Source organism: Streptomyces sp. NPDC038200, assembly GCF_055600785.1.
In genome coordinates, this window is sequence record NZ_JBVJYH010000004.1 from 365,394 (window position 1) to 392,214 (window position 26,821).

18 protein-coding genes and 1 pseudogene are annotated in these 26,821 nt (G+C 72.6%); 2 read left to right on the plus strand and 17 right to left on the minus strand.

Annotation, left to right across the window (positions count from 1 at the left end; translation table 11 throughout):
• Positions 1 to 113: 113 nt before the first annotated feature.
• From ACZ7KF_RS11465 to ACZ7KF_RS11535, 15 genes and pseudogenes are all read right to left on the minus strand, one after another.
• Positions 114 to 1,610: a D-ribitol-5-phosphate cytidylyltransferase gene (locus ACZ7KF_RS11465; protein WP_471071800.1), complete on the minus strand. Its 1,497-nt coding sequence runs from the start codon at positions 1,608 to 1,610 to the stop codon at positions 114 to 116.
• Positions 1,611 to 2,124: 514 nt separating this feature from the next.
• On the minus strand, positions 2,125 to 3,672 hold the full coding sequence (locus ACZ7KF_RS11470) for an alkaline phosphatase D family protein (RefSeq protein ID WP_471071803.1): 1,548 nt from the start codon (positions 3,670 to 3,672) through the stop codon (positions 2,125 to 2,127).
• Positions 3,673 to 4,067: 395 nt separating this feature from the next.
• Positions 4,068 to 5,546, minus strand: coding sequence for an FG-GAP-like repeat-containing protein (locus ACZ7KF_RS11475; protein ID WP_471071805.1), 1,479 nt, complete (start codon positions 5,544 to 5,546; stop codon positions 4,068 to 4,070).
• 29 nt (positions 5,547 to 5,575) lie between these two features.
• A complete protein-coding gene (locus ACZ7KF_RS11480; RefSeq protein ID WP_471071808.1) occupies positions 5,576 to 7,132 on the minus strand; it encodes an FG-GAP-like repeat-containing protein in 1,557 nt (518 codons plus the stop codon).
• A 30-nt stretch (positions 7,133 to 7,162) separates the two neighbouring features.
• Entirely contained in the window at positions 7,163 to 8,581 is a 1,419-nt protein-coding gene (locus tag ACZ7KF_RS11485) for a VCBS repeat-containing protein (RefSeq protein WP_471071811.1), read from the minus strand.
• A gap of 166 nt (positions 8,582 to 8,747) precedes the next feature.
• The gene (obgE, locus tag ACZ7KF_RS11490) at positions 8,748 to 10,196 is read right to left on the minus strand and encodes a GTPase ObgE (RefSeq protein ID WP_471071814.1); all 1,449 of its coding nucleotides are present in this window, start codon (positions 10,194 to 10,196) and stop codon (positions 8,748 to 8,750) included.
• Positions 10,197 to 10,341: 145 nt separating this feature from the next.
• Complete coding sequence (rpmA, locus tag ACZ7KF_RS11495; protein WP_061922958.1) at positions 10,342 to 10,596, minus strand: 50S ribosomal protein L27; 255 nt, start codon at positions 10,594 to 10,596, stop codon at positions 10,342 to 10,344.
• Between the two features lie 14 nt (positions 10,597 to 10,610).
• Positions 10,611 to 10,931 carry a 50S ribosomal protein L21 gene (gene rplU / locus ACZ7KF_RS11500; protein WP_030653874.1) on the minus strand — a complete coding sequence of 107 codons (321 nt, stop codon included), beginning with the start codon at positions 10,929 to 10,931 and terminating at the stop codon, positions 10,611 to 10,613.
• Positions 10,932 to 11,250: 319 nt separating this feature from the next.
• Positions 11,251 to 15,870 (minus strand): Rne/Rng family ribonuclease, encoded by a 4,620-nt coding sequence (locus ACZ7KF_RS11505; RefSeq protein WP_471071818.1) that lies wholly within the window; start codon positions 15,868 to 15,870, stop codon positions 11,251 to 11,253.
• Between the two features lie 262 nt (positions 15,871 to 16,132).
• Positions 16,133 to 16,909: a TIGR03936 family radical SAM-associated protein gene (locus ACZ7KF_RS11510; RefSeq protein WP_471071821.1), complete on the minus strand. Its 777-nt coding sequence runs from the start codon at positions 16,907 to 16,909 to the stop codon at positions 16,133 to 16,135.
• A 46-nt stretch (positions 16,910 to 16,955) separates the two neighbouring features.
• Positions 16,956 to 18,068 carry a hypothetical protein gene (locus ACZ7KF_RS11515; RefSeq protein WP_471071824.1) on the minus strand — a complete coding sequence of 371 codons (1,113 nt, stop codon included), beginning with the start codon at positions 18,066 to 18,068 and terminating at the stop codon, positions 16,956 to 16,958.
• A 171-nt stretch (positions 18,069 to 18,239) separates the two neighbouring features.
• Positions 18,240 to 18,863, minus strand: a complete 624-nt coding sequence (locus ACZ7KF_RS11520; protein WP_471071827.1) for a DUF3159 domain-containing protein — start codon at positions 18,861 to 18,863, stop codon at positions 18,240 to 18,242.
• A 119-nt stretch (positions 18,864 to 18,982) separates the two neighbouring features.
• Positions 18,983 to 20,202, minus strand: a pseudogene (locus ACZ7KF_RS11525) (cytochrome P450).
• A 13-nt stretch (positions 20,203 to 20,215) separates the two neighbouring features.
• Entirely contained in the window at positions 20,216 to 21,610 is a 1,395-nt protein-coding gene (locus tag ACZ7KF_RS11530) for an NAD(P)/FAD-dependent oxidoreductase (protein ID WP_471071830.1), read from the minus strand.
• Positions 21,607 to 21,834, minus strand: coding sequence for a ferredoxin (locus tag ACZ7KF_RS11535; protein WP_471071833.1), 228 nt, complete (start codon positions 21,832 to 21,834; stop codon positions 21,607 to 21,609). The genes ACZ7KF_RS11530 and ACZ7KF_RS11535 overlap by 4 nt, the downstream gene beginning before the upstream one ends.
• Before the next feature lie 782 nt (positions 21,835 to 22,616).
• On the opposite strand from ACZ7KF_RS11535, the gene ACZ7KF_RS11540 reads away from it, so the two are divergent.
• Positions 22,617 to 23,699, plus strand: coding sequence for a PP2C family protein-serine/threonine phosphatase (locus ACZ7KF_RS11540; protein ID WP_471071835.1), 1,083 nt, complete (start codon positions 22,617 to 22,619; stop codon positions 23,697 to 23,699).
• 57 nt (positions 23,700 to 23,756) lie between these two features.
• Here ACZ7KF_RS11540 and ACZ7KF_RS11545 read toward each other — a convergent pair whose 3' ends face one another.
• The gene (locus ACZ7KF_RS11545; RefSeq protein WP_471071838.1) at positions 23,757 to 24,140 is read right to left on the minus strand and encodes an STAS domain-containing protein; all 384 of its coding nucleotides are present in this window, start codon (positions 24,138 to 24,140) and stop codon (positions 23,757 to 23,759) included.
• 126 nt (positions 24,141 to 24,266) lie between these two features.
• Here ACZ7KF_RS11545 and ACZ7KF_RS11550 point away from each other — a divergent pair, with 126 nt between their 5' ends.
• Positions 24,267 to 24,629 (plus strand): helix-turn-helix transcriptional regulator, encoded by a 363-nt coding sequence (locus tag ACZ7KF_RS11550; protein WP_471071841.1) that lies wholly within the window; start codon positions 24,267 to 24,269, stop codon positions 24,627 to 24,629.
• A 188-nt stretch (positions 24,630 to 24,817) separates the two neighbouring features.
• On the opposite strand, the gene ACZ7KF_RS11555 is transcribed toward ACZ7KF_RS11550, so the two are convergent.
• A complete protein-coding gene (locus ACZ7KF_RS11555) occupies positions 24,818 to 26,788 on the minus strand; it encodes a TIGR03960 family B12-binding radical SAM protein (protein ID WP_471071844.1) in 1,971 nt (656 codons plus the stop codon).
• Positions 26,789 to 26,821: the final 33 nt, after the last annotated feature.

Here is a 26,821-nt window from a genome sequence, read left to right on the forward strand (position 1 = left end):
TATTTCACACGGTCTGCGGATATACGCGCGGTACGGACTCAGGCCCCTGCGAACGTCCGGTGAATGGACGGCCGCAGAGGCCTGAATTCCTGAAAGCTATTTAGCCGCAATTATTACATGCCGTCCTGGCGGTCCAGCACCGTGGCCAGAGCCTGCTCGAAGCCGGAGGCCGTGGCGGCGCCCGCCGTCGGGTCCTGCTGGCGGACGTCGATGACGTGCCCGGTCAGCTCGGACAGCAGGACGTCGAGGGAGGTGCGGGCCACGGCCTCGGAGGAGAGCAGCGAGCCCGCCGGCTCCTGACCGAAGGCCTTGGTGCGCATCGGGGTGGCGGTGCGCTCGGGGTTGATGCAGTTGACGCGGATGCTCTCGGAGGCCCACTCGTCGGACAGGGCCTGGGTGAGGTTCACCATGGCGGCCTTGGTGGAGGAGTAGAGGCTGTACTCGGCGCGGCCGCGGGTGTAGCTGCTGGAGGTGTAGAGCAGCAGCTGGCCCTTGGTCTCGGCCAGGTACTTGTAGGAGGAGCGGGCGATCTGCACCGGCGCCAGGTAGTTGACCTTCAGCGCCTCCTCGATGGTGGCGTTGTCGGTCTCGGCGAGCTTGCCGATGCGCAGCACTCCGGCGGTGTTGACGACGTAGTCGATCCGGCCGGTCTCCGCGTACGCCTTGGACAGCGCGTCGTCGACCTCCTCCGGGTTCTCCACGTGGGTGCCGGTGGTGGAGCGGCCCAGCGCGTAGACCTTCGCGCCGTAGGACTCGGCGAGTTCGGCGATGTCCTTGCCGATGCCGTAGGAGCCGCCGAAGATGACGACCGTCTTGCCGGTCAGCAGCTCGCGGTAGGCCTCCTCGCCGTTCTGCTCGGGCGCGGCGGTGGAGGCGAGCTGGAACAGCTTGTCGGCGATGAAGACGTCGACCGGCTGGGTCACCTTCATGTTGTACTCGTCACCCGCGACGACGTGGATCGGCACGTCCGGCAGGTACTTGAGGACCACCGAGCAGTCGTCCGTGGCCTGGAAGTTGGGGTCGCCGGCGGCGACCTCGTAGGCGCGGCGGATCGTGGACAGCTTGAAGGCCTGCGGGGTCTGGCCGCGGCGCAGCCGGGAGCGGTCCGGGATCTCGGTGATGAACTCGCCGTCCTCGCCGTGCGTCCGCGTGACGATGATGGTGTCCGCGGACGGGATGGCGACGTCCACGGCCTGGTAGCGCTCCAGCGCGATCACGCAGTCGTCGATGACGCGCTGCGAGAGCAGGGGGCGCACGGCGTCGTGGAAGAGGACGTTGAGGTCCTCGCCCTCGGCCAGGCCCTCGCGCAGGGCGGCGATGGCGCGCTCGGTGGTCTCGTTCCGCGTCGAGCCGCCCTCGATGACCTTCTTCACCTTGGTGAAGCCGGCCTTGGCCACGATCTTCTCGACGTCCGGCACATAGCCCGGGGCCATCAGGACGATGATGTCGTCGATCGAGTCGGTGTTCTCGAAAGTGGTCAGGGTGTGCTCGATGACTGCCTTGCCGGCGATCTTCAGCAGCTGCTTGGGGATCGACAGACCCACCCGCTGACCGGTGCCACCGGCCAGGATCACTGCGGTGGTTCGGGGCTTGGCTATGTGCTGGGACACAGGCTGACCTACCTTGCGGCGACAGGGAACCGTGAAATGGTCCCACTACCGGTAACCGCAGTGCAAGGTGAGTGACCTCCGCTGCATATGTGCGCGCAACCTGTCATTCACCTGGCACTCCTGGTGATTGGCGGCGGCCGGTGTGAACCCCCGTGAATTTGCTGTGAGTAAGTCCACAGGTGCCCGTGATCAGGGTTCGGTGCCGTCGCAGCCACCGCCGCGATCCGCCCCGGCCCCGATCGCGGCCGCCGCCTCGACCGCCCGGCGGGACGTGCGGATCTTCACGCCCCCCGGGCGCGGAGGGGCACGTGTTCTTCCTGTGCGGCACGGCATCACCGTGGACAGGACGGGAATACGGCTCGCCCCGAGGGGTCATTGTCACGGAATTCCACATCAAGATTCCGCAGCAATTCGGTCTCGCCCAGAGTAAGGGGCCGATTAGCGGTGTCCGGAACCGGTGGGGGGGATCGAAAGGAGCCCGGGCCCCGTACCGGGTCCCGGGCTCCTGTGCGCGTCACACCAGCCGGACGCCCGGTTCGTCCGACTCCACCCGCAGCCGGGCCAGGGTGCTCGCCGTCGCCTGCGGCTTCAGCACCGTGTCGACGCCCCGGACGCACGCGTCGATGCCGTCGCGGCGGATGTCGAACAGGTGGTAGCCGCGGTGGGCGTCGATGAACTTCCAGTGCGGGTTGTCCGCCTTCAGCGGGTCCCACTGCCGGTGGAACTCGTCCTGGTCCTGGTCGCCGCTGCTGGAGATGGAGGTGCCGACGAACTCGGCGCCGACCACGTCCGAGTCCGGGTCGGCGTAGTCGGTCCTCAGGTCGCTGATCATCGTCAGATGGCGGTCGCCGCTGAGCACGACCGGGTTGCGGATGTCGGCGAACTCCTCCAGCAGGGCGTTGCGTTCGACCTGGTAGCCGTCCCAGGCGTCGTAGTACCAGAGCTTGCCGTCGCCGGGCAGCAGATCGGTCTCGGCCATCATGATCTGCGAGGCGATGAGGTTCCAGCGGGCCGGGGAGTCCTGGAGGCCGTCGAGCAGCCACTGCTTCTGCTCGGCCCCGAGCATGGTCTGCGCGGGCGCCTCGGCACCTTCCTGCGTGGTGGCCTGGTCGCTGCGGAACTGCCGGGTGTCCAGCACGTTGAGCCGGGCCAGCCGGCCGAACTCCAGACGGCGGTACATCTGGATGTGCGGGCCGTTCGGGATCGCGGTGGCGCGCACCGGCATGTGCTCGTAGTACGCCTGGAAGGCCGCGGTGATCCGGGCCACGAACTTGTCGTGCGGCTGCTTGTCCGGGTCCTGCGGGATCTCGCCGGCCCAGTCGTTGTCCACCTCGTGGTCGTCGAAGGTGACCACCCAGGGGGCGTTCGCGTGCATGGCGGCGAGGTCGGGGTCGGTGCGGTACTGGGCGTACCGGTTGCGGTACTGCGCGAGCGTGTACGGCTCGCCCTTCCCCTCGTGCCGCCGTACGGCCGTCGCCGAGGGCGAGGACTCGTAGATGTAGTCGCCGACGAAGAGCACGAAGTCGGGGTCCTGGGCGAGCATGTCGGCGTACGGCGTGAAATAGCCGTGCTGCCAGTTCTGGCAGGAGGCGAGGGCGACGCGCAGCGAGCCGCCCCGCCGGTGCGGGTGGGGGGCGGTGCGGGTGCGGCCGGTGGGCGAGAGCTGGCCGCCCGCCCGGAAGCGGTACCAGTACGGGCGGTCCGGGCGCAGGCCGCGGACGTCCACGTGGACGCTGTGGCCGAGCTCGGGGCGGGCCTCGGCGGTGCCCCGGCGGGCGGTCCTGCGGAACCGCTCGTCCTCGGCGATCTCCCACTCCACGGGGAAGACCGCGTCGGGCATGCCGCCGCCGTTCAGCGGGTCGGGCGCGAGTCTGGTCCACAGCACGATGCCGTCGGGCAGCGGATCGCCGGAGGCGACGCCGAGAGTGAACACCCCGTCGGGCAGCGGGGTGTCGGCGGCGCGGGCGATGCCGGGCAGCCACAGCTGGGCGGAGGCCGCGGCACCGAGGACGGCGGCCCCCGCGGTCAGAAAGCGGCGTCGGTCGGGCGATGGTGCGGTCATGCGCTGACTCCCTTTGCCACGGTGGCCACTTGGACTGATCTGGCGGACATTCGGAAGTTCCCATGGCCGGACGGTCCGCCTGTTGAACGAACCCCATCGCGAGCATGACAAATGGGCAGACAACAGAAGACCCGCTGCGGCACGGGAAAACCCTCGCGCCACAACGGGTCTGACGGTAGGTCGGAATCCGTCCTACCGCCTACGGCTCAGAAGACGAACCACGTCCCGGGTGACCGCCCACGACTCAGGAGTCAACCGGGCCCCGGCCGTCCCCCCACGGCTCAGGAGACCAACCGAACTCCGCCCGACCGCCCACGGCTCAGAAGACGAACCGGACTCCGCCCGGCCGCCCACGGCTCAGGAGACGAACCGGACTCCGGCCGACCGCGCAGGGGTCAGGAACCGAAGCCGGACCCCAGCTGTCCGCCCTCGGCCACCGTGCCGAGCGTGCCGCTCGCGAAGGTGAACGAGCCGGTCGCGGTGAGCCCGGAAGCGGTGCCCCGCAGCACCCACACCGACCCGGCCTTGGCGTTCTCGCCCGGCGCGCCGACGGCGAGTTCCGCCCGGCCGTCCCGGTTGGCGTCCACCAGACGGACGGCCGTGCCGAACGCGTCGCCGATCTCCCCGGTGCCGGGCACACCCGCGGTGTCCTGGCCGAACGCCTTCGCGCCGGTGCCCGTCGGGCCCTTGGCCGTGCCGCGCAGGACGACGACCTGTCCGCCGCCGGAGACACCGGGCGTGCCCACCGCGATGTCCGCGTAGTGGTCACCGTCGATGTCCGCCACCGAGACACCGGTGCCGAAGCCGGACCCCGGCTTGGCGGTGCCCGGTACGCCGGCGGTGTCCAGGTTCATGACGACGGCCTTCGTCCCGTCGGGTCCGTTCGCCGTGCCCGGGATCCAGGCGATCCGGCCGCCCTTGGCGAGCGGGGTGTCCACATCGCTGTCGGCGCCCTCCAGGGCCCGGCCCACCACGACGTCGGCGTAGCCGTCCCGGTTCACGTCGCCGAGGGCGAGGTGCTCGCCGCCTTCGAGCCGGCCGGCCGGCTCGTTGCCGCGGACCACCTTGTACGGCGTGAGCCCGTCGTGCGTGCCCGTCCAGTACACGACACGGCGGGCGTCCCACTCGTCGCCGTCGTTCGCCGTGGCGGCGACATCGGTGATCCCGTCGCCGTCGAGGTCACCGGCGGCCAGGTCGAGGTACCGGCTGTCGAACTCGTCCTGGACCACCTGCGTGCCGTGCGCGGCGGAGCCGCCGCGGGTGAACGGCCCGCTCTGCACCCGCAGGTCGTGCGCGCGCACGACGGTGACGACATCCGGCGCGCCGTCCCCGTTCACGTCCCCGACCGTCAGGTGCCCCTTCTCGCCGAGCCCGTCGTACGCGGCCCCGCCGCCCAGCGTCGCCCCGCCGGACAGTCCCTGCCTGCCGCCCCAGAGCACCACGACCGATCCGGCGTCGGTGCCGGCCGTGGTGTCCTCGCCGCCCGCCCCGACGATCAGGTCGGCATAGCCGTCCCGGTCGAGGTCGGCGGTGGCCACGGCGCTCGCGAACCGGTCCCCGGCCTCCGCGCTGCCCGGCACCCCGGCGCTGTTCTGGCTGAAGACCTGCTTGGTGGAGGTCTTCAGCCCGCTCGCCGAGCCGTAGAGGACGGCCACGTAGCCCGCGCCCTTGTGGCCGCTCACGGTCGCCGAGGGCGCCGTGACCGCGAGGTCGGCGTAACCGTCGCCGTTGAAGTCGTCGTGCAGCTTCGCGGCACCGCTGGTGCCGGCCGCCGACGCCGAAACGGCGGGCAGGGCGGCCGCGCCGGTCACGGCGAGCACGACGGCGAGCCCGGCACTCCAGGCTGTCCTGCGTCCGTTGATGGTCCTGCTCATGGTCCTGCTTCCTGGGTTGTTGCGATGGATCAGTGGCCCAGCGACGCGCCGAAGCGGGCCTGCCGGGCGGGCAGGGCGGCGGTGACCGGGCCGAACGAGAAGGCGCCGCTCGTGGTGATGCCGCCGGACGTCGTGGAGAAGACCCATACGGCGCCGTCGCCGGCGTTCTCCTCGGGGTCGCCGACGATCAGCCCGGCCTTCCGGTCGGCGTTGCCGTCGACCAGTGCCGTCGTCCGGCCGAACCGGTCGCCCTTCTCGGCGGTGCCGGGCACGCCCGCGGTGTTCTGGTGGAACACCTTGGCGCCCGTGCCGGTCAGTCCCCTGGCGCTGCCGCGCAGCACCAGCACGCTGCCCGCGTCGGTCAGACCGTCGAAGTCCTCGCCGGGCAGGCCGGTGGCGACGTCGGCGTAGCCGTCGCCGTCGGTGTCCCCGATCGACAGTCCGGAGCCCATCCCGTCGTGGAACTCACCGGCGCCGGGCACCCCCGCGGTGTCCTGGTTGATCCACACCGGCTTCCGGGTGGTGGAGACGCCCCGGGGGCCGCCGTAGACCACGCCCAGTGCCCCGCCCTTGGTGGGCATGTCGACGTCGCTGTCGTAGCCGTCGTCGGAGTGGCCGACGACGATGTCGCCGTAGCGGTCGTGGTCGAGGTCGCCGATCGCCACCGCCTCGCCGCCCATCGACCGGCGCTCCGTGTCCAGCAGCCAGCCCTTGTGCGTGAAGCCGTCGGGGCCGCCGAGGAGCAGGGCGACGCCCCGGGAGTCCGACTCGTCCATGAAGTGGGTGCGCACGGCGAGGTCGGCGGTGCCGTCGCCGTTCACGTCACCGGCGGCGAAGGAGTCGACCAGCTCGCCCCGGTCGGGGTCGACGGTGAAGTACGTCGTCCGGGTCCCGCCGGGCTCGGCGCGGGTGAACGGCCCGTGCTGCACGGCCCCGTCCGCGTTCGGCGCGGTGTCGGGGTGGACGCCGAGGCGCACCAGGTCGGGGTGGTTGTCGCCGTCCACGTCGGCGACCGCGAAGTCCTTCAGCGCGGCGGCGTCCGGCAGTCCCGACAGCAGTGTCGGGGTGGCCGAAAGACCCTTCGGACCGCCCCAGTTGACCTCGATGAAGATGCCGTGGTCGGCGTCCATCGGGGTCCACGACACGGTCGAGAGCAGGTCGGCGTAGCCGTCCTCGTCGAGGTCCGCGGTGCGCAGCGTGCTGCCGTAACCGCCCTCCGGCGACTCCGCGTTCTTCCGGGTCGGCCAGGTCAGCACCTGCTTGCGGGCGGTCGAGGGGCCCTTCGCCGAGCCGTACAGCACGGTGATCGCTCCCGCGCCGCGCTGCTCGCCCAGGGCGGTGCCGGGGGCGCCCACGGCGACGTCGGGATAGCCGTCGCCGTTGAAGTCGTCGCGCAAGCGCTTGCCGCTCACGGCCGGGGCGAAGGCCGCGCGGGCCGCGCCGTCGGAGGCCGCGTGGGCCGCGGAGGGGGCCGCGCCGTCGGAGGCCGCGTGGGCCGCGCCGGCAGGGACCGCGAGCGCGCCGGCGGCGAGGGCGAGGCCGGTGGCGATGGCCAGCCGGGCACGGCGCGGGAAAGTCGGGGTCATGGTTGTCCTGAAAAAGTGAGGGGGAAGGGGTCAGCCGGGGAAGGCGGAGCCGAGGCCGGCGCCGGACGCGACCGTGCCCAGACCGCGGGCACCGAAGGTGAAGGCCCCCTGGGCGCTCGTACGGCCCGGGAACACCCAGACCGCACCGGCGTGGGAGTCCTCCCAGGGCGCGCCCACCACCGGCTCGGCCCTGCCGTCACCGTTGCCGTCCACGAGATACGCGGTGGCGCCGAACAGGTCGTCGGGCTCCGCCGTGCCGGGCACACCGGCGCTGTCCTGGCCGAACACCCTGGTCCCGGCCCCGGTCACGCCCGAGCGGCCGCCGGGTACGACGGCGAAGGTGCCGGCGTTCCTCACCCGGCCGAAGTCCTCGAACGGGATGCCCGCCACGATGTCGGCGCGGCCGTCGCCGGTCACGTCGCCGACGGCCAGCGAACGCCCGAACATGTCCCCGCTCTCCTGGACGCCGGGCACACCGGGCGTGTCCTGGGTGATCACCTGGGGTCTGCCGGGGCCGAGGCCCTGCGTGCCGGCGTGGACGATCCGCAGCCCGTCCGAGCCGACGACCAGGTCCGCCCGGCCGTCGCCGTCGAGGTCCCCGAGCGCCAGGGCGTCGGCCATCGGCCCGTACAGGTCCTTCAGCTCGACGGGGGCGCGCAGTCCGTCGCGGCCGCCGCGCGCGGAGTACACGAAGTTGCCGTAGTCGCCCTCGTCGTCCCAGTCGTACGTGCGGGCCAGTGTCACGATGTCGTCGGTGCCGTCGCCGTCGGTGTCCCCCACCGCCGCGCTCACGGTGTTCAGGTCGCCGTCGACGAAGTCCGCGCCCTCCTGGGTGCCGGCGGGGCGGCCGTCCCGGCCGAACGGGCCGAGCAGGACGCGTCCGTTGCGCGCGAGGTCCTGGTGACCGTCACCGTCGAAGTCACCGGCGACCGTCAGCGGGTCCTGGGAGTGGCCGGTGCCCTCGGCCGGCAGCACCGTGCCGGAGCCGAAACCCTTCGGGCCGCCCCACAGCACGGTCCGGCTGCCCGTGCGGTCGACGCTGCCCTCCGACCACCGCTCACCCCCCGCGCCGACCAGCAGATCGGTGTAGCCGTCGCCGTCCAGGTCCGCCGTGACCAGCCGGTCCCCGAAGAGATCGGCCTTCTCCACGGCTCCGGGGATGCCCGGGGACGCCTGGGTGTACACCTTCCTGGCCGACAGGCCCCGGGCGGCCCCGTACAGCACGGCCACGTACCCGGCCCGGGTCTTGCCGTTCACGGTGGCGTACGGGGCGGCGACGGCCAGGTCCCCGTAACCGTCGCCGTCGAAGTCGGCGCGGAGCCGCTCGCCGGGACGCTGCCGCGGGGCGGCGTCCGCCGCGGGAGCGGCCAGCAGGGCGCCGGCGGCCAGGGCGATGCCGGTGGCCAGCGCCAGGGTGCGGCGACGGAAGGAACGAGGCCGGTCGGGCACGTCGGCTCCAGAGGTCGGGAAACAGCGAAGTGCGGCACGAAGAGGACCAAGATCCTCTTCGTACCGCACAGTTCGACTCACCGGGGCGGGGTGGGGTTGCCCTCACCGCCGCCGCCAATTTTCCCGGCGTTCACCTTGCCCGTTCGTGGCGAGCGGGCTGTGGTGCCTACTCGAACGGGTCGAAGTCGTCGTACTCCCGCGTCGACTCGTCCCGCTCGGCCTGCTTGTCCCTGCGGCGCTGGGTCGCGGGCCGGGGCGCGTCGAAGCGGTGGTCCTCGCCGCGGCGGCCCAGCATCTCCGCGCCGGCCATGACCGTCGGCTCCCAGTCGAAGACGACCGCGTTCTCCTCGGGGCCGATGGCGACGCCGTCACCCGCGCGGGCACCCGCCTTCATCAGCGACTGCTCCACGCCGAGGCGGTTGAGGCGGTCGGCGAGGTAACCGACGGCCTCGTCGTTGTTGAAGTCGGTCTGGCGGACCCAGCGCTCCGGCTTCTCGCCGCGCACCCGGAACAGCGGCTCGCCGCCGACCTCCTCGCGGACGACGGTGAAGCCCGCGTCGTCCACGGCCTTGGGCCGGATGACGATCCGGGTCGCCTCCTCCTTCGGCTTCGCGGCACGCGCCTTGCCGACCAGCTCACCGAGGGCGAAGGACAGCTCCCTGAGGCCGATGTGGGCCACGGCCGACACCTCGAAGACCCGGTAGCCGCGGGCCTCCAGGTCGGGGCGGACCATCTCGGCGAGGTCCTTGCCGTCCGGCACGTCGACCTTGTTCAGGACGACGATCCGGGGCCGGTTGCCGAGACCGCCGTACTGCCGCAGCTCCTCCTCGATGACGTCGAGGTCGGAGACCGGGTCGCGGTCGGACTCCAGCGTGGCGGTGTCCAGCACGTGCACCAGGACGCTGCACCGCTCCACGTGCCGCAGGAACTCCAGGCCCAGGCCACGGCCCTGGCTGGCGCCGGGGATGAGACCGGGCACGTCGGCGACGGTGTAGACGGTGGAGCCCGCGGTCACCACGCCCAGGTTCGGGATCAGCGTGGTGAACGGGTAGTCGGCGATCTTCGGCTTGGCCGCGCTGAGCACGGAGATCAGCGAGGACTTGCCGGCGCTCGGGTAGCCCACCAGGGCCACGTCGGCGACGGTCTTCAGCTCCAGGACGATGTCCTGGAGGTCGCCGGGCACGCCCAGCAGCGCGAAGCCGGGCGCCTTGCGGCGGGCGGAGGCCAGCGCCGCGTTGCCGAGGCCGCCCCGGCCGCCCTGCGCGGCGATGTACGAGGTGCCGTGGCCGACCAGGTCGGCGAGCACGTTGCCCGCCTTGTCCAGCACGACCGTGCCGTCCGGCACCGGCAGGACCAGGTCCTCGCCGTCCTTGCCGGAGCGGTTGCCGCCCTCGCCGGGCTTGCCGTTGGTGGCCTTGCGGTGCGGGGAGTGGTGGTAGTCGAGCAGCGTCGTGACCGACTGGTCGACGGTCAGGATGACGTCGCCGCCGCGGCCGCCGTTGCCCCCGTCGGGGCCGCCGAGCGGCTTGAACTTCTCGCGGTGGACGGAGGCACAGCCGTGGCCTCCGTTACCCGCGGCGACGTGCAGCTCGACGCGGTCCACGAAGGTGGTCATGTTCGGTGCCTCCTGGGGGTCCCTCCGGCCGAAGACCGGAGGATTACGGAAATGTCTACTGCGTAACACGCGAAAGGCGGACCCGCCTTCCCGACCGGGAAGTGAGGTCCGCCTCGCGAAAGCGTTCGGCGCTGAATCAGGCGATTCAGGCGACCGGAACGATGTTCACGACCTTGCGGCCACGGTGGCTACCGAACTCCACCGCACCGGCCTGCAGCGCGAACAGCGTGTCGTCGCCGCCGCGGCCGACACCGGCGCCGGGGTGGAAGTGGGTGCCGCGCTGGCGGACCAGGATCTCACCCGCGTTGACGACCTGACCGCCGAAGCGCTTCACGCCGAGCCGCTGGGCGTTGGAGTCGCGACCGTTCCGGGTGGACGATGCGCCCTTCTTGTGTGCCATTTCTCCTCAGTCCCTTACTTCGCAGCCGCGGGGATCGACGTGACCTTGATCGCCGTGTACTGCTGGCGGTGGCCCTGACGACGGCGGTAACCGGTCTTGTTCTTGTAGCGCAGAATGTCGATCTTCTGGCCCTTGTGGTGGTCCACGACCTCGGCCTGGACCTTGATGCCGGCCAGCACCCACGGGTCGCTGGTCACGGAGTCGCCGTCGACAACGAGCAGGGTCGAGAGCTCGACCGTGTCGCCAACCTTGGCAGTGGAAATCTTGTCAACCTCAACGATGTCGCCGACAGCAACCTTGTGCTGGCGACCACCGCTGCGCACGATGGCGTACACGCGGATCTCACTTTCGCTCGAAGAAACGGCACCCCCGCAGGCCAGCCGCCCAGAAAACACCACGGGCAACCTCTCCCGGCCAATGCCGAGCCCGGGAGGAAGAGGTTTACGGGGATGTGGCGTGTTCAATGGACACGCCGACGGTCAAGGTTACGGGGCACGGCCGAGGGGGTCAAACCGGGCCCCTGGGGTGTGCGGCCCGTCACTCGGTACGGGCCCCACGGGGTGTGCGGCCGGCCCGGTCGCGGACGACCGGACAGACCCCACGTGTGCGGCCGGCCCGGTCACGGACGACCGGGCCGGCCGCACACCGCGGGCGTCAGCCCTCGTCGCCGGCGGTGGAGACCGTGGTGGTCTTCTTCGCCGTCGACTTCGCGGCGGCCGTCTTGGCGGTCTTGGCCGCCTTCTTGGCCGTCGTCTTCTTGGCGGCCGTCTTCTTGGCCGCGGTCTTCTTGGCGACGGTCTTCTTCGCCGTGGCCTTCTTGGCCGCCGTCTTGCGGGCGGTCTTCTTGGCCGGCGCGGCCTCCTCGGCCGGCGCCTCGACGGCCGTCTCCGCCGGAGCCTCGGCCACCGGGGCCTCAGCGGTCGGGGCCTCAGCCGCCGCCTCCTCGGCCGTGGCCGACGGGACGACCACGACGGCCGTCTCCTCGGCCGCGGTCGGCGCCGTGGCCTTGCGCACCGCACGGCGGCGCGGGCGGGCCGGCGCCGCGACGCTCTCGGCCTCCGCCGGGGCCTCGGCGACGGGAGCGGGCTGCTCCGCCGGCGCCTCGGCCACGGGCGCGGACTCCGGCACGGTCACCACGGCCGCCTCGGCACCCGCGGGGGAACCGGCCGGGGCCGACACCTTGCGGGTCACCCGACGGCGCGCACGGCCCTTCGGCGCGGCCTCCTCGGCCGCCGGTGCCTCGGCCTGCGGCGCCGGGACCACCTGGTCCTCGGCGGCCACCGGCTCGGCCAGCGCCTGCGCGGCCGGCTCCGGCAGCACCGGGCGCGCCGCAGCCTCCTCGGCGGTGACGTCCTGCGCGGTCGGCACCTCGGCCGCGACGGCCTCCGCGGGCTTGTCGGCCTCGCTCTTCGCGGCCTTCTCGGCCTTCGCGGCCCTGGGGGCCCGCTCGGCCTTCTCCGACCTCGGCGAGCCCGCCGGAGCCGACGCCCGACGGCTCGCCCGGCGGCGCGTACGGCCACGGCCGGCCGCCGCCTCCGCCTCGGCGACGCTGCTGTACAGCTCCTCGTCCGGCGCGAAGTCGGGCGCGGGCAGCGCCACCGGCTCGGCGGCCTCCGCGGCCACCTCCGCGGCGGTCTCCACCCGGGGCTCGACGGCCTCGCCGGTCTCCACGGCCACGGCGGCGGTCTCGTGCACGTGCTCGTGCACCTGCTCCTGCGCCTCGCCGCCCCGGCCGCGCTTCTTGCGCTTGCCGCCGCCACCGTTCGTGGTGGCCTGGTCCAGGTGGACGATGACACCGCGGCCGTTGCAGTGGACGCAGGTCTCGGAGAAGGACTCCAGCAGGCCCTGGCCGACCCGCTTGCGGGTCATCTGGACCAGGCCCAGCGAGGTCACCTCGGCGACCTGGTGCTTCGTACGGTCCCGGCCCAGGCACTCCAGCAGGCGGCGCAGCACCAGGTCCCGGTTCGACTCCAGGACCATGTCGATGAAGTCGATCACGATGATGCCGCCGAGGTCGCGCAGCCGCAGCTGGCGCACGATCTCCTCGGCCGCCTCCAGGTTGTTCCTGGTGACCGTCTCCTCCAGGTTGCCGCCCTGGCCGGTGAACTTGCCGGTGTTGACGTCGATGACGACCATCGCCTCGGTCCGGTCGATCACCAGCGAACCGCCGCTGGGCAGCCAGACCTTGCGGTCCAGCGCCTTGGCGAGCTGCTCGTCGATCCGGTAGGTGGCGAAGACGTCGACCTCGGAGGTCCACTTCGACAGCCGGCCGGCCAGGTCCGGGGCGACGTGCGAGACGTATCCGTGGATCGTCTGCCAGGCCTCGTCACCGCTGACGACGACCTTGGAGAAGTCCTCGTTGAAGATGTCGCGCACGACCCGGACGGTCATGTCCGGCTCGCCGTACAGCAGCGAGGGCGCGCTCGCGCTGCCGCTCTTGGCCTTCTTCTGGATGTCCTCCCACTGCGCCTGCAGCCGCTCGACGTCCCGGCGCAGCTCCTCCTCGCTCGCGCCCTCGGCGGCGGTGCGCACGATGACGCCCGCGTCCTCGGGGACGATCTTCTTGAGGATGGTCTTCAGCCGAGCCCGCTCGGTGTCGGGCAGCTTGCGGCTGATGCCGGTCATCGAGCCCTCGGGGACGTACACGAGGTAGCGGCCCGGGAGGGAGACCTGGCTGGTCAGACGGGCGCCCTTGTGTCCGATCGGGTCCTTCGTCACCTGGACGAGCACGGACTGGCCGGACTTGAGGGCGGACTCGATGCGACGCGGGCCGTTGGCCATGCCCAGCGCCTCGAAGTTGACCTCACCGGCGTAGAGCACCGCGTTGCGGCCCTTGCCGATGTCGATGAAGGCGGCCTCCATCGACGGCAGCACGTTCTGGACCTTGCCCAGGTAGACGTTGCCGACGTACGAGGTCGACTGCTCCTTGTTGACGTAGTGCTCGACGAGCACGCCGTCCTCCAGGACGCCGATCTGCGTACGGTCGCCGTGCTGGCGGACGACCATCACGCGCTCGACGGCCTCGCGGCGGGCCAGGAACTCGGCCTCGGTGATGATCGGGACGCGGCGGCGGCCCTGCTCGCGGCCTTCCCGGCGACGCTGCTTCTTGGCCTCCAGACGGGTCGAGCCCTTGATGGACTGCACCTCGTCGGACGGCTCGCTGGGCTTGCGCGGCTCGCGGACCTTGACGACCGTGCGCTCCGGGTCGTCGGCGGACGGCTCGCCGTCGACGCCGCTGTCACCGGCCCGGCGACGGCGGCGACGGCGACGACGGCTGCTGGAGCTGGAGCCGCCGTCTTCGTCGGCGTGAGCGTCCTCGGCGTCCTCCTCCTCCTGCTCGGCGGTGTCCTCGGCGTCCTGCGCGGCCTGCTCGGCGGCGAGGTCCTCGTCCTCGGCACCCTCGCCGTCGGCGGCGTCACCGCGCCGGCGGCGGCGTCCGCCACGGCGGCGACGGCGGCGCGAGCCGGACTCCTCGAAGCCCTCGGCGCCCTCGGTGTCCTCGCCCTCCTCGCTCTCGGCGAGGTCCTCGGCGGACTCGGGGGCCTCCTCGGGCTCCTCGGCCTCCTCCGGCTCCTCGGCCGCGGCGGCGGGCTCGGCCGGACGGGTCTCCTCGGCGGCGGCGCCACGGCGGCGCCGGCGCCGGCGGGCACCGGTCTCGACGCGCTCCTCCGCGGACTCCTCCTCGGTCTCCTCCACCTCGGCGGCCTCGGCGGCGGCTTCGGCGGCGGCCCGCTCCGGGGTCTGGAACCTGGGCTCGGCGAACACCGGCGCCTGGAAGACGGCGACGGCGGGGCGGGCGGGCCGGCGCGGGGACTCGTCCTCGGCGGACTCGGCGCCCTGGCGTGCGGTGGATCGCGCGGGCTCGGAGAACCCGGACGCGGCCCGCACGACCCGGCGGCGGGCCCGGCGCGGCGCGGCGGCCTCGGCGGGGGCCGGCTCGGCGGTCTGCGGCGCCTGGGCGGCGGGGGCGGGCTCGGCGGCGGTCTCCGGGGCGGGGGCACCCTCCGCGGGCTGCTCCGCCCGACCGGCCTTCTCGGATTCGGCCACGGCGGCCTCCTCGCTCACGGGGGCACCGGCGGGGGCGGTGACCTTGCGGGTGGCCCGGCGGCGGGTGCGGCGCGGGGCGGCCTCCTCGGCGGCCTCCTCGGCGGCGGGAGCCTCCGGCTCGGTCACCGGAGCGCTCTGCGCGGCGGCGGCCGGGGCTTCCTCGGCCTTGGCCTCGGCGGGCTCCTCGCTCACGGGGGCACCGGCGGGGGCGGTGACCTTGCGGGTGGCCCGGCGGCGGGTGCGGCGCGGGGCGGCCTCCTCGGCGGCGGGAGCCTCGGGCGCCTCCTCGGCGACGGGGGCCTGCGGCGCCTGCTCGGTGGCCGGCGCGGGCTGCGTGGCGGCCGGCTCGGCGACCGGGGCGGGGGCCGGGGCCTCCTCGGCACCCTTCGGGGCACCGGCGGGCGCGGACGCCCGGCGGGTGGCACGACGACGCGGACGCGCGGGCGCGGCCTCGGCGGCGGGCGCCTCCGGTGTCGACGCGGCCTCGGCGGCGGTCTCCTGCGTCTGCTCGGCCTCGGTGGCGGCGGACGCGGCGGCCGGGACGACGGTCTCGGCGGCTTCGGCGGCGACGGGCGCACCGGCGGGCGCGGACGCCCGGCGGGCGGCACGACGGCGCGGACGCGCGGGCGCGGCCTCGGCCTTCTCCTCCGGTACGGAAGTCTCCGGCACGGAAGCCTCGACGGCCGGCTCGTGCGCCACGGCAGTCTCGGCGGCCGGCTCCTGCGTGACGCCGGTCTCGGCGGCGGGCGGCGTGGCGGCGCTGCGCGTGGCCCGGCGCCGGACACGGCGCGGCGCGGCCTCCTCGCCGACGACGACCTCGCCGGCCTCGGCCACGGCGGCGGGGGCCGACTCGGTGGACGCGGCGGCCGGGACGACGGTCTCGGCCGCCTCGGCGGCGACGGGCGCACCGGCGGGCGCGGACGCCCGGCGGGTGGCACGACGGCGCGGACGCGCGGGCGCGGCCTCTTCGGTCGCCGGTGCCTCTTCGGCACCCTCTGCCCCGGGAACCGCGGCGGCCTCGGCGGCCTCGGTGTCCTCGATCGCCTCGGCGACCTCATCGGTCTCCGCGGCCGGTATGGCCGGCACGGTCACCTCGGCCGGAGCCTCCGCGCCCGCGGCGGGCGGGCCCGCCGGGCGGGAGGCGGCACGGCGACGCCTGCGCGGCGGCAGGGTGTCGCTGGGAGTGTTCAGTTCGGAACCCTCGGTGGGTTCGGTCGGTTCGAGCATGCGGGCGTTTCTCCCGTCAGGCTCCCGGGCGCCGCGCCTGGTCCGGCGTCGGTCCGAAGAGACCGTCCGCCGTTGACGTCCGCGGCCCGCGCGATGCGCGATGGCCGCCGTCCGGGGCGCGGGCGCCGCACGGGAGCACTCTGTGTCCTGTCTCGCCGGTTCCGTACGCCTTGTCGGTACGGCCTGGCGAAAGTCTTCTGGTCGGTGCGCTGCCCGACCCAGGTGGCTCCCGAGTACGAGGGCGGCGCTACGGCGTGCGTCCCTACGCGGAACCTTCCGGCACCGGCGCCGTCGCGGCGGCAGCCGGTACGGCCGTCAGGGCCTCGGCTGCCTCGCGGTCGGGCGCGAGCGGGTCGGTCACCGTGCCGGTCTCTTCATCGAACAGCCCCTGCGCCAGCCTGGTCACCGCTGCGGGGACCGGCGGCGCCAGGTCGGCCACGGCGCGGAGACCGGACAGGACGTCGTCGGGTCGTACGGCAGGCGTCACGTGCCGAACAACCAGCCGCAGTATCGCACAGGGCCGGTCGGTCGGCCTATCAGCCGGCGCCGCCTGCGTTTCCAGGCCGGCCACGGCCGGGCGGGCGTCGAAGGTGCGGACACCGTTCTTGGTCATCCGCTGCACCTCGACGGTGTCGGCCGTGGTGAAGGCCGCGACCGCGCGTTCGGCGTCGGCCGGGTCGACACCGTCCAGCCGCAGCTCCCACACGGAGGCCGTCAGCCGGTCGGCGAGTCCCGATGTCCGCGCCTCGACCGCCTCGACGATGTCGAGCCCGGTGGGCAGCGACTCGTCGAGGAGGTCACGCAGGGTCTCCGGATCGCGCGCTGCGGTGAGCGCGATCTCCAGGTACTCCGCCTCGCTGCCCGTGCCGGTGGGTGCGGCATTGGCGTACGACACCTTCGGGTGCGGCGTGAACCCCGCCGAGTACGCCATGGGCACCTCGGCGCGGCGCAGCGCACGCTCGAAGGCGCGCTGGAAGTCTCGGTGGCTGGTGAACCTCAGGCGGCCGCGCTTGGTGTAGCGCAGTCGGATGCGCTGCACCGCGGGTGCGGGCGGCGGGCCTTCGGGCTGTCGCTTGCCCAGTGTCCTAGTCCTTCGTGAGAGCGGTCGTACTCCTACCAAGAGTACGTGTGTCGTGGGGCGAGGGTTCCCGCCGGTCCACCGGAACGGGCTGCCGGGGCTCGCCGAGCAGCATCCGCCGGAAGTCCGCGCGGGCCTGCCGCACGGTGTCACGGGCCGAGGCCAGCGCCTCGCGGGTGACCCGTCCCACCGCGCGCATGCCCGTGGCGACGGGCCGCAGGACGGTGTTCCGTACGGCGTGCCCGACGGGGGTGAGGACGGTGCGGTAGACCCAGCGCACGGGTTCCACGAAGATCCACCGGAAGAGGGTTGCGAGGGCCCGGCCGACGGCCCGGGAGATCCGCCCGGCGACCCGCCAGGCGTGTCCGAGGGCCTCCCCCACCTCGCGCGCGAGGAAGGCGAGGAACCGGCCGACGGGCGCGAGGACCCAGCGCCACAGCGCGAGCGCGGGCAGCACGAACAGGACGCGGGCGGTCCAGTACAGGGCCAGGCCGACCCCGGTGACGAGCAGTCCCAGCAGGTGGCCGAGGCCCCGGGCGCACCAGGCGACGGCCCGGCCGACGGGCGCGAGGACCCAGGTGTACAGCCAGCGCGCGGGGACGACGAGGAGATACCGCGCCAGCCAGGCGAAGGCCGTGTACACCCCGATCCCGACGGCGGCCAGCACCATGCCGATGCCCCGCAGCAACCAGGTCAGCGCATGCCCGACGGGGCACAGCACACGCGCGTACACCCAGCCGAGCCCGGCGCCCACTCCGCGCGCCAGCCAGGCGACGGCGTGCCCGAGGGGGGTGAGGACGTACCGGTGGAACCACACCGCCGGTACGACGACGAGGACCTCGCCGAGCCAGGCGAGCGCCCTGCCGACGGGGACCAGGACGTACCTCCACAGGGCCACGAACGGCCAGACGAACAGGGCCCTGCCGACCCACAGCAGTGCCCGTCCGAGCGGCCTGAGCAGGGTGTCCCGCAGGAACCGCCCGGCGACGACGAGCGCGTCCCACGCCATCCGCACCGGCACGACCAGCACCAGGACGACGATCCGCAGCGGAAGGCGGATGGCGACGACTAGGCAGCCCTCGGGCTGTTGCGGTGGGGGCGGCGGCTTCTGCAGGTCCATACAGGGGTAGACGCAGGGGCCGCCCGTTCGGATCCGGCCATCTCAGGCAAGCCTTTCCGGAGCCGCCGGAGTCAGGCGTCCCACGTCAGGCTTCCCTGGCCGATCCGGGTGTCTCGTGCGTCCCTCGCCGGATCCGCCGGTCCCATGCGTGCCTTGCCGAGGCCGCCCGTCTCACGCGTGCCTCGCCGGGGCCGCCCGTCTCACGCGTGCCTTGTAGGAGTCCGGATAGCGTTCCGTGCACTTCACCGCGACGACCAGCAGGGCGATGGGGACGACCCAGTTGAACCAGTCGTCCTGGGCGGGGTACCGGACGGCCAGCCAGGTCGAGACCGTCATCAGGGCGAAGGCCCCGCCCCACAGTGCCGTGAGCACCTTGTTGATGTGCCGGAAGACGGGCGAGTCCCACAGCTCGCGCGGTGTCGACTCCCGGGCGTACTGCGCGGTGAACGGGTCGGCGAGCAGCGATCCGAGCGCCATGACGGCCACCAGCCCGTTGGAGACGACCTGGGCGTACTTCTCCAGCCAGTCGAGCTGCCCGCGGTCGAGGGCCAGCGCGAGGACCGAGAGCACGGCGAAGAACACGATGCCGGTCATGTCGAGGATGCGGAGCCTGCCGTGCAGCAGGTCCTGTCCCGACAGGACGACGGAGGCGACCAGGGCGGCGAGGGCCGCGTACTCCCAGGTGCTGGGGCCGGCGACCACGCCGAAGGTGATCCACGGGGCGAAGGAGAGGAAGACGCCGCCCGTGCTGACGGGCTTGCGGGCCTGGGCTTTCGTCTCCGTCTGCCGAGCCATGGCGGCTCCTCCCGTCCGTCGTGCGGCCACCCCCTCGTCTCCTGCCGTGCCGCCGCGGTCCCGGGGGGCGCCCGGCGTCGTGCGGGCGCTACCCGCCCGGTGGGCCGCGTCGACCGGCGTCAGTCTTCGCTCCGCTCGACCTGCAGGTGGATCGGGCCGCGGAGAATGGGGCTGGGGCGGTACGGCGGCGGATCGGCGACCAGCCGGGGCCCCCGGAGACGGCGTACCAGTTCGGTCAGCGCGATCTGGGTCTCCAGTCGGGCCATCGGCCCGCCGAAGCACAGGTGGATGCCGCTGCCGAAGCCCAGGTGCTGGTTGTCGCGCCGATCGGGGTCGAAGCGGTCGGGATCGTGGAAGCGCTGTGGATCGCGGCTGCCCGAGGCGAGCATGAGCATGATCCGTGCGCCCTGGGGGATGACGGTGCCGCCGACGTCGATGTCGCTGTACGCCGCCCGCCAGGGAATGATGTGCACGGGGGCTCGTAGCGCAGCAGCTCCTCGACCAGCGGTACGACCAGGTCCGGTCGGTCGCGCAGCCGCCGCAGCTCGTGCGGGTGGCGCAGCAGCGTGAGCATGCCGTTGGTGATGAGGTTGACGGTGGTCTCGTGACCGGCGATCAGCAGCAGGTTGGCCGTGGCGACGATCTCCTCGTCGGTCATCCGCCCGTCCGGACCGTCGTCGTTGGCCAGCCGGGTCAGCAGGTCGTCCCCCGACCGTCCGTGGCGTCGCTCCAGCAGCCCGCCGAGATACCGCCGCAGGTCCTCGCGGGCCTGGATGCCGTTCTCCAGTTTCTCCTTCGGATCGGTCTCGGGGTCGTAGTCGATCGAGTTGACGAGCGCGTCCACCCAGCCGTGGAACCGGGGTTCGTCCTCGCGTGGCACGCCGAGCAGATGGCAGATCACCGTGACGGGGAACGGGTAGGCGAAGTCGTCGACGATGTCGATCCGTTCCTTTCCCTCGAAGCCGTCGATCAGGCTGCCGACGACGGCGCGCAGGTCGCCTTCCATGCCCGTCACCAGCCCCGGGCGGTGCGGGGGGCCGAAGTGGCGCATCGCCATACGCCGCAGACGGTCGTGCTCGGGCGGGTCGAGGTTGATGAACGGCGGCGTGCCGGGCCGCTCGAACGACTCCATCGGACGCGACAGATTGCGGACGTCCGAACTCAGGTGCGGATTGTGCAGGATGTCCGAGAGTTCGCGGTAGGTGCTGATGACGTAGCTGCCGTCCGCCTGCGGAGCCACCGGTGTGTCGCGCAGCTCGGCGTAGAGGGGGTACGGATCGGCCCGGGAGGAGTAGTCGAGGATCCGGCGCAGCGTGTCGGGCGACTCGGTCGTGGTCATCTCGCTGTCCCTCCTACCGGTGGTGCTGCCGCGCGGCCGTGACCCGCCGCTCGCTCGGGTCATGGCCGGTGACGACCACGGTGGCTCCCTGGGCGAGCAGTGCGGGGCCGGGGAAGTCGACGGGCACCGGCTTCGTGTCGGCCGGCTGGTCGGGGGTGGGGCAGGGAGGCGGGAAGGGAGCGGCCGTCTCGATCAGCCGCCGGTAGTGGTCCAGCCACTTCGCGTTGTCGAAGCTCACCGCCGCGGTGACGCGGCCCCGGTAGCCGTACGCGGCGACGAAACGGTGGTCGGGCACCGACCCCTGGGTGACGACCACCTCGTCGGCGAAGGTCGGCACCCCGACGGACTTGATGTTGACGCCGAACTGGATCGACCAGAACACCGGCAGGGACAGGTGGGGCCAGCGGTCCGCCTGGGCGCTGACCATGTTGTGCGCCGCGACCTCGGCCTGCTCCACGGCGTTGGCCCAGTGCTCCAGCGAGATGAGCCGGTACTCGTAGACCGGGTTCGGGCAGCGTGCGACGTCCCCGGCGACGAAGATGTCGTCGGTGATCAGGCCGTTGAGGTCGAGGGCACGGCAGCCCGTGTCGCAGGCGATCCCCCAGACCCCCGCCGCGAGGCCCGAGTCCCGCAGCCACTCGGTGTTGCGGATGCCGCCGAGCGCCACCACCGCCACGTCGGCGTCGATCGTGGTGCCGTCGTCGAAATGGGCCCGGCGGAAGTGCCCCCGCGCGTCGCCCTCCAGCCGGGTGACCTTGACACCGCACTTCAGGTCGACACCGTGAGCGCGCTGCATGTCCGCCGCGACCTCACCGATCATGGCGCCGAGCGCGCCGACCAACGGGGCCGCCGCGAGTTCGGCGACGGTCACCGGGATGCCGCGTTCCCGGCAGACGGAGGCGATCTCGGAGCCGGTGAACCCGGCCCCGATGACCAGGACGCGGCGGGGGCCGGCGGCGAGGGCCCGCCGCAGCCCCTCGGCATGCTCGCGGGTACGGACGACGAACACCCCGTCCAGGGCCGCCTCGCTCTCGACGAACCAGGGGCGGGCCCGTACTCCGGTGGCGATCAGCACCCGGTCGAAGGGGATCTCGCGTCCGTCGGCGAGCCGCACCTGGTTCGCCCCCAGGTCGAGTCCACTGGCGGGGACGCCCAGCAGCCACTGCGCGTCGATCTCCCGCCGTCGCGGCAGCTTGGTGCCGTCGGCGGGCACCCAGCCGGTCAGCACCTGCTTGGACAGAGGCGGCCGGTCGTAGGGCTCGCCCAGCTCGTCACCGATCATGGTCAGCGATCCGGTGAACCCCTCGTCGCGCAGGGTCTCCGCGGCCCGCAGTCCGGCGAGGGACGCCCCCACCACCACGATGCGGCCCTCGCGTTTGAACGCGCGCAGGTTCTCGGCGCTGGTCACGACGGCGACACCTCCGCCGGTGCCCGCCGTCCCTCCAACTGGTCGACCAGGATCGCCTGGAGCGGGCAGGCCGCCGCGGCCCGCAGCACCTGGGCGCGTTGCACGTCGTCGGGGTTCGGGTCGTACATCAGCGCTTCTTCGCCGTGCATCCGGAACGCGTCCGGTGCCAGGAACGCGCACTGTGCGTACCCTTGGCATCGGGAAAGATCAACGACAACTCTCATCCCGGCCTCCGCTGCAGAACCGCGGGCCCAGAAGCCGGCGCCCACTCCGGTGCGCACAGCGCGTGAGAGGGGCTCGGGAGAGGACGTGACCGTGGCCCCCGTCCTGGCCGACGGCGAGGGGGCACCGCGCTCGCAGGGTCTCCGCACAGGGTAGGGATCCTCGCGTTCGCGGTAAGGCGACGGGCGTCCGCGAACCGTCTGGAGAACCTCACGTTGCTGTGGAAAGCCTATCCGGCACCCCTGCCCCCCGCACTTCGGAAGGGGACGTCCCGCCGATGGGCGCCACGGCCGGCACCTGCCCGGTGTCCACGGGGTTCCACCGCTTCGGCGGCGCGAGGCGGGTGAACGCCCGCGGGACACCGCCGAGCTGGCGGTCCGTCAGCCCGAACCCCTCGGCGTACGGCCCGAGATGGTCGCGCCGAGCCCCGCATCGGGCCGTCGGGCGTGATGCGACCGGCGGTGGACGTGCGCGGGCGGGCTGCATCGAGCGCGTCGCCGTCACCGGCGCCGCGGTCCCCGGGTCACCGGTGGGGCCGTGGTTCTCGATCAGCGGGTACGCGTCCACGGCCGGCCCCCTTCAGGGCGCCGGCTGATCGCGCCCCCTCCTCCGTCCGGGCGGCCGGACCGGCCGACGCGGATCCCGGACGGTCACCAGGGCGCCCCGGGGCCCGCCGCGAGTGGAGCCGTGGGCTCCGGCGAGGCAGGCTGGGTGCATGAGGTCGCTCGTGCGCTCACCCCCGCGGCCAGGAGCAGGCGGTCACAGCCGGGTCCTCTTCGCACTGATGCAGTGTGTGCCCTTCTTGATCGCGCTGGCCGTTCTGGTCATCGAACTCACGCCTGCGCACTTCCTCTACACCGGCCCCCTGCTCACCGGGGTTCCGGCGCTCGCGGCGGTGACGATGGGGCCGAAGGGCACCGCCGCGGCGACGGCTCTGGCGCTGGCGATCAGTGCGACCACCGCGACCTGGAACGAGGCATGGGGCACCCTTCAGGTCTACACGAACCTCCTGGCTCTGGGCCTCGTCGCCGTGGCCGGCTTCATCACGAGCAGCGCCGTGCAGACGCGCACACAGCGCGAGCTGGACCAGGTCCGCCGGATCGCCGTCGCGGCCCAGGAGGTCGTGCTGCGGCCCGTGCCCGCGCGCCTGGGCCCCCTGGCGACGGGCAGCCTGTGCCTGGCGGCGGGCACGGGCGCACGGGTGGGCGGCGACCTGTACGAAGCCGTGGAGACGCCCTACGGGGTACGGATGATCGTGGGGGACGTCCGGGGCAAGGGGCTGGCCGCGGTGCGAGCCGTCGCGGTGGTGCTGGGTGCGTTCCGGGAAGCCGTGCACTACGAGGACGAACTCGTGGAGGTCATGAACCGCTGCGGGGCCGCGCTGCGCCGGGAGGTCGCCGTACCGGGCGCGTTCGAGGAGGAGGTCCTGCTGGAAGGGTTCATCACGGCGCTCATCGCCCAGGTGCCGGACGAACCCGTGGTCCAGCTGGTCAACCGCGGGCACCCGCCGCCCCTGCTGCTGCACCGGGGCAGGGCGACGCCGCTGGTGCCGCCCTGGCCGTTGCCGCCGCTCGGGCTCGAGGACCTCGTCGCCGACCTCCCCGCCAAGCCGGAGAGCTATCCCTTCGTCCCCGGCGACCGTCTGTTGCTGTACACCGACGGGGTCGTCGAGGCCCGCGACCGCGACGGCGAGTTCTTCGCGCTGCCGGAGACCATGGAAGGCATACGCGCCGACATCCCGCCACCGGCGTTCCTGGGACTGCTGCACGACGCGCTGGTCCGCCACACCGGGGGCGACCTGACGGACGACGTGGCCATGATCCTCGCCGACGCGCGCCCCGGCGGATGCCCGGAGGAGAGGCCGTGACCACCGGCGCGACGGCAGTCGCGCGGCCGCGCAGGCCGGCACGCTTCGCGGGACGGTTCAGGAGACGGCGGCGGCCTCCACGGTCGGGCGTGTCTCCAAGAGGGTGTCGACTCCGGCGAGCGCACAGAGCCGCCGCAACTGCGGTGGCGGCGCGGCGATACGCAGGGTTCCCGCCCGGTGGGCGCGGATCAGCAGATTCAGGAGCGTCGAGTCCGCGAAGTCGACACCGGAGGCGTCCAGGACCACCTTCGCGTGCTGCTCGGCCGCGGCGCCCAACGCGTCCGCGAGAGGCTTGATCGTTTGCAGGTCGTAGGAGCCCCGCGCGACGACGACCCAGGCACCGCGCCATCCGTACTGCGTCACCCCGTCCCCGTCCGGGGCGCGTTCGTCGGCCCGTCTCGGCGACGGCTCCCCGTCGGCACCGCTCGTGAGCCTTGGCATGGCGGCCTCGTCCCAGGACACCTCCGGTCCCTTCTGTGCTCTTCCCCATGGGAACAGGTCAACGATTACCGGAAAAGTATGTCACGTATCTTGGGTCTGGCAATGGTGCCCTCTAGAATGCGGAGCATGGTTGGAGTGCCTGAATCTCACACCGGATGGACGTTCGTCACCAACCACGCGCGGGTACTGGCGGCCATCGCCGACGACCCGAACATCCGGATCCGCGACATCGCCGCCCACTGCCGGCTCACGGAACGTGCCGTCCAACGGATCATCTCCGATCTCGAGCAGGACGGTTACCTGTCCCACACCCGCGACGGACGCGTGAACACCTACCGCATCGAACCGGACAAGGTGCTGCGCCACCCGGCAGAGGCCGGTCTCCCCGTGGCCTCCCTGCTTTCCCTGCTCGTGCAGGACGAGTCCGACCGAGTCAAGAAGCCGGTCGGCCGGGGGCAGCACTCGGCGAGCGTCGAGGCCACCGAATAACAAGGGGCTCAGCTGCCGGAACCCGCGCCGCCGCGGCGACGGCCGGAGCGGCTGCCGCGCCGGTCGAGCACCTTGCCCGTCCGGGGCGGCCGCACCCCCTCCTGTCCGACCACCTCGACGAACAGGCGTACACCCCCGGGGGAGCGGCCGACAGCGGCGCCGGAGCGAGGCCGAGCGCCTCGCCCACCTCAGTGCGAGTGACCGCTCGCAGCCGGCGTCGGACCGGCGTTCTTGACCGTCAGCGGAAGCAACTTCTTGCCGGTCGGGCCGATTTGAATGGACGTGTCCATCTGCGGGCACACACCGCAGTCGAAGCACGGGGTCCAGCGGCAGTCCTCGACCTCGGTCTCGTCGAGGGCGTCCTGCCAGTCCTCCCAGAGCCAGTCCTTGTCGAGGCCGGAGTCGAGGTGGTCCCAGGGGAGGACCTCCTCGTAGGCGCGCTCGCGGGTGGTGTACCAGTCGACGTCCACGCCGAAGGGGGCGAGCGCCTTGTCCGCGCAGGCCATCCAGCGGTCGTAGGAGAAGTGCTCGCGCCAGCCGTCGAAGCGGCCGCCGTCCTCGTACACGGCTCGGATGACCGCGCCGATGCGGCGGTCGCCACGGGAGAGCAGGCCCTCGACGATGCCGGGCTTGCCGTCGTGGTAGCGGAAACCGATCGAGCGGCCGTACTTCTTGTCGCCGCGGATCTTGTCGCGAAGCTTCTCCAGGCGGGCGTCCGTCTCCTCGGCGGAGAGCTGCGGGGCCCACTGGAAGGGCGTGTGGGGCTTCGGGACGAAACCGCCGATCGAGACGGTGCAGCGGATGTCGTTCGACTTCGACACCTCGCGGCCCTTCTGGATCACGTGCATCGCCATGTCGGCGATCTGCAGGACGTCCTCGTCCGTCTCCGTCGGCAGACCGCACATGAAGTACAGCTTCACCTGGCGCCAGCCGTTGCCGTAGGCCGTCGCGACGGTCCGGATGAGGTCCTCTTCCGAGACCATCTTGTTGATGACCTTGCGCATGCGCTCGGAGCCGCCCTCGGGGGCGAAGGTCAGGCCGGAGCGGCGGCCGTTGCGCGTCAGCTCGTTCGCCAGGTCCACGTTGAAGGCGTCGACGCGGGTGGAGGGCAGCGAGAGGCCGATCTTGTCTTCCTCGTAGCGGTCCGCCAGGCCCTTGGCGATGTCGCCGATCTCCGAGTGGTCCGCGGAGGACAGGGAGAGAAGGCCGACCTCCTCGAAGCCGGTCGCCTTGAGGCCCTTCTCGACCATCTCGCCGATGCCGGTGATCGAGCGCTCACGGACGGGGCGGGTGATCATGCCGGCCTGGCAGAAGCGGCAGCCGCGGGTGCAGCCGCGGAAGATCTCCACCGACATGCGCTCGTGGACCGTCTCGGCCAGGGGGACGAGGGGCTGCTTGGGGTACGGCCACTCGTCCAGGTCCATCACCGTGTGCTTGGAGACCCGCCACGGGACGCCCGACTTGTTGGGGACGACACGGGCGATACGGCCGTCGGGGAGGTACTCGACGTCGTAGAACGCCGGGATGTACACCCCGCCCGTCTTCGCCAGGCGGAAGAGGACCTCCTCGCGGCCGCCGGGACGGCCCTCCGCCTTCCACTCCTTGATGATCCGCGTCATGTCCAGCACGGCCTGCTCGCCGTCGCCGATGATCGCCGCGTCGATGAAGTCCGCGATCGGCTCCGGGTTGAAGGCGGCGTGGCCGCCCGCGAGCACGATCGGGTCGTCGATGGTGCGGTCCTTGGACTCCAGCGGGATGCCGGCCAGGTCCAGGGCGGTCAGCATGTTCGTGTAGCCCAGCTCCGTGGAGAAGCTGAGGCCGAACACGTCGAAGGCCTTCACCGGGCGGTGGCTGTCCACCGTGAACTGCGGGACGCCGTGCTCTCGCATCAGCGCCTCCAGGTCCGGCCAGACGCTGTAGGTGCGCTCGGCGAGGACGCCCTCCTGTTCGTTGAGCACCTCGTAGAGGATCATGACGCCCTGGTTGGGCAGTCCGACCTCGTACGCGTCCGGGTACATGAGCGCCCAGCGGACATCGCACTCGTTCCACGGCTTGACGGTGGAATTGAGCTCTCCGCCGACGTACTGGATGGGCTTCTGCACATGCGGGAGCAGTGCTTCGAGCTGCGGGAACACCGACTCGGCGGCTTCGGCAGGCATCTCGCGAACCTTCGTGAGCTGACAGGGGTGACC

Coding starts and splice junctions, on each gene's coding strand:
- ACZ7KF_RS11470 (WP_471071803.1), bottom strand. CDS start 3,672: ATGACCGCACCATCGCCCGACCGACGCCGCTTTCTGACCGCGGGGGCC.
- ACZ7KF_RS11475 (WP_471071805.1), bottom strand. CDS start 5,546: ATGAGCAGGACCATCAACGGACGCAGGACAGCCTGGAGTGCCGGGCTC.
- ACZ7KF_RS11480 (WP_471071808.1), bottom strand. CDS start 7,132: ATGACCCCGACTTTCCCGCGCCGTGCCCGGCTGGCCATCGCCACCGGC.
- obgE (WP_471071814.1), bottom strand. CDS start 10,196: ATGACCACCTTCGTGGACCGCGTCGAGCTGCACGTCGCCGCGGGTAAC.
- rpmA (WP_061922958.1), bottom strand. CDS start 10,596: ATGGCACACAAGAAGGGCGCATCGTCCACCCGGAACGGTCGCGACTCC.
- ACZ7KF_RS11505 (WP_471071818.1), bottom strand. CDS start 15,870: ATGCTCGAACCGACCGAACCCACCGAGGGTTCCGAACTGAACACTCCC.
- ACZ7KF_RS11515 (WP_471071824.1), bottom strand. CDS start 18,068: ATGGACCTGCAGAAGCCGCCGCCCCCACCGCAACAGCCCGAGGGCTGC.
- ACZ7KF_RS11520 (WP_471071827.1), bottom strand. CDS start 18,863: ATGGCTCGGCAGACGGAGACGAAAGCCCAGGCCCGCAAGCCCGTCAGC.
- ACZ7KF_RS11535 (WP_471071833.1), bottom strand. CDS start 21,834: ATGAGAGTTGTCGTTGATCTTTCCCGATGCCAAGGGTACGCACAGTGC.
- ACZ7KF_RS11540 (WP_471071835.1), top strand. CDS start 22,617: ATGCAGTGTGTGCCCTTCTTGATCGCGCTGGCCGTTCTGGTCATCGAA.
- ACZ7KF_RS11545 (WP_471071838.1), bottom strand. CDS start 24,140: ATGCCAAGGCTCACGAGCGGTGCCGACGGGGAGCCGTCGCCGAGACGG.
- ACZ7KF_RS11550 (WP_471071841.1), top strand. CDS start 24,267: ATGGTTGGAGTGCCTGAATCTCACACCGGATGGACGTTCGTCACCAAC.
- ACZ7KF_RS11555 (WP_471071844.1), bottom strand. CDS start 26,788: ATGCCTGCCGAAGCCGCCGAGTCGGTGTTCCCGCAGCTCGAAGCACTG.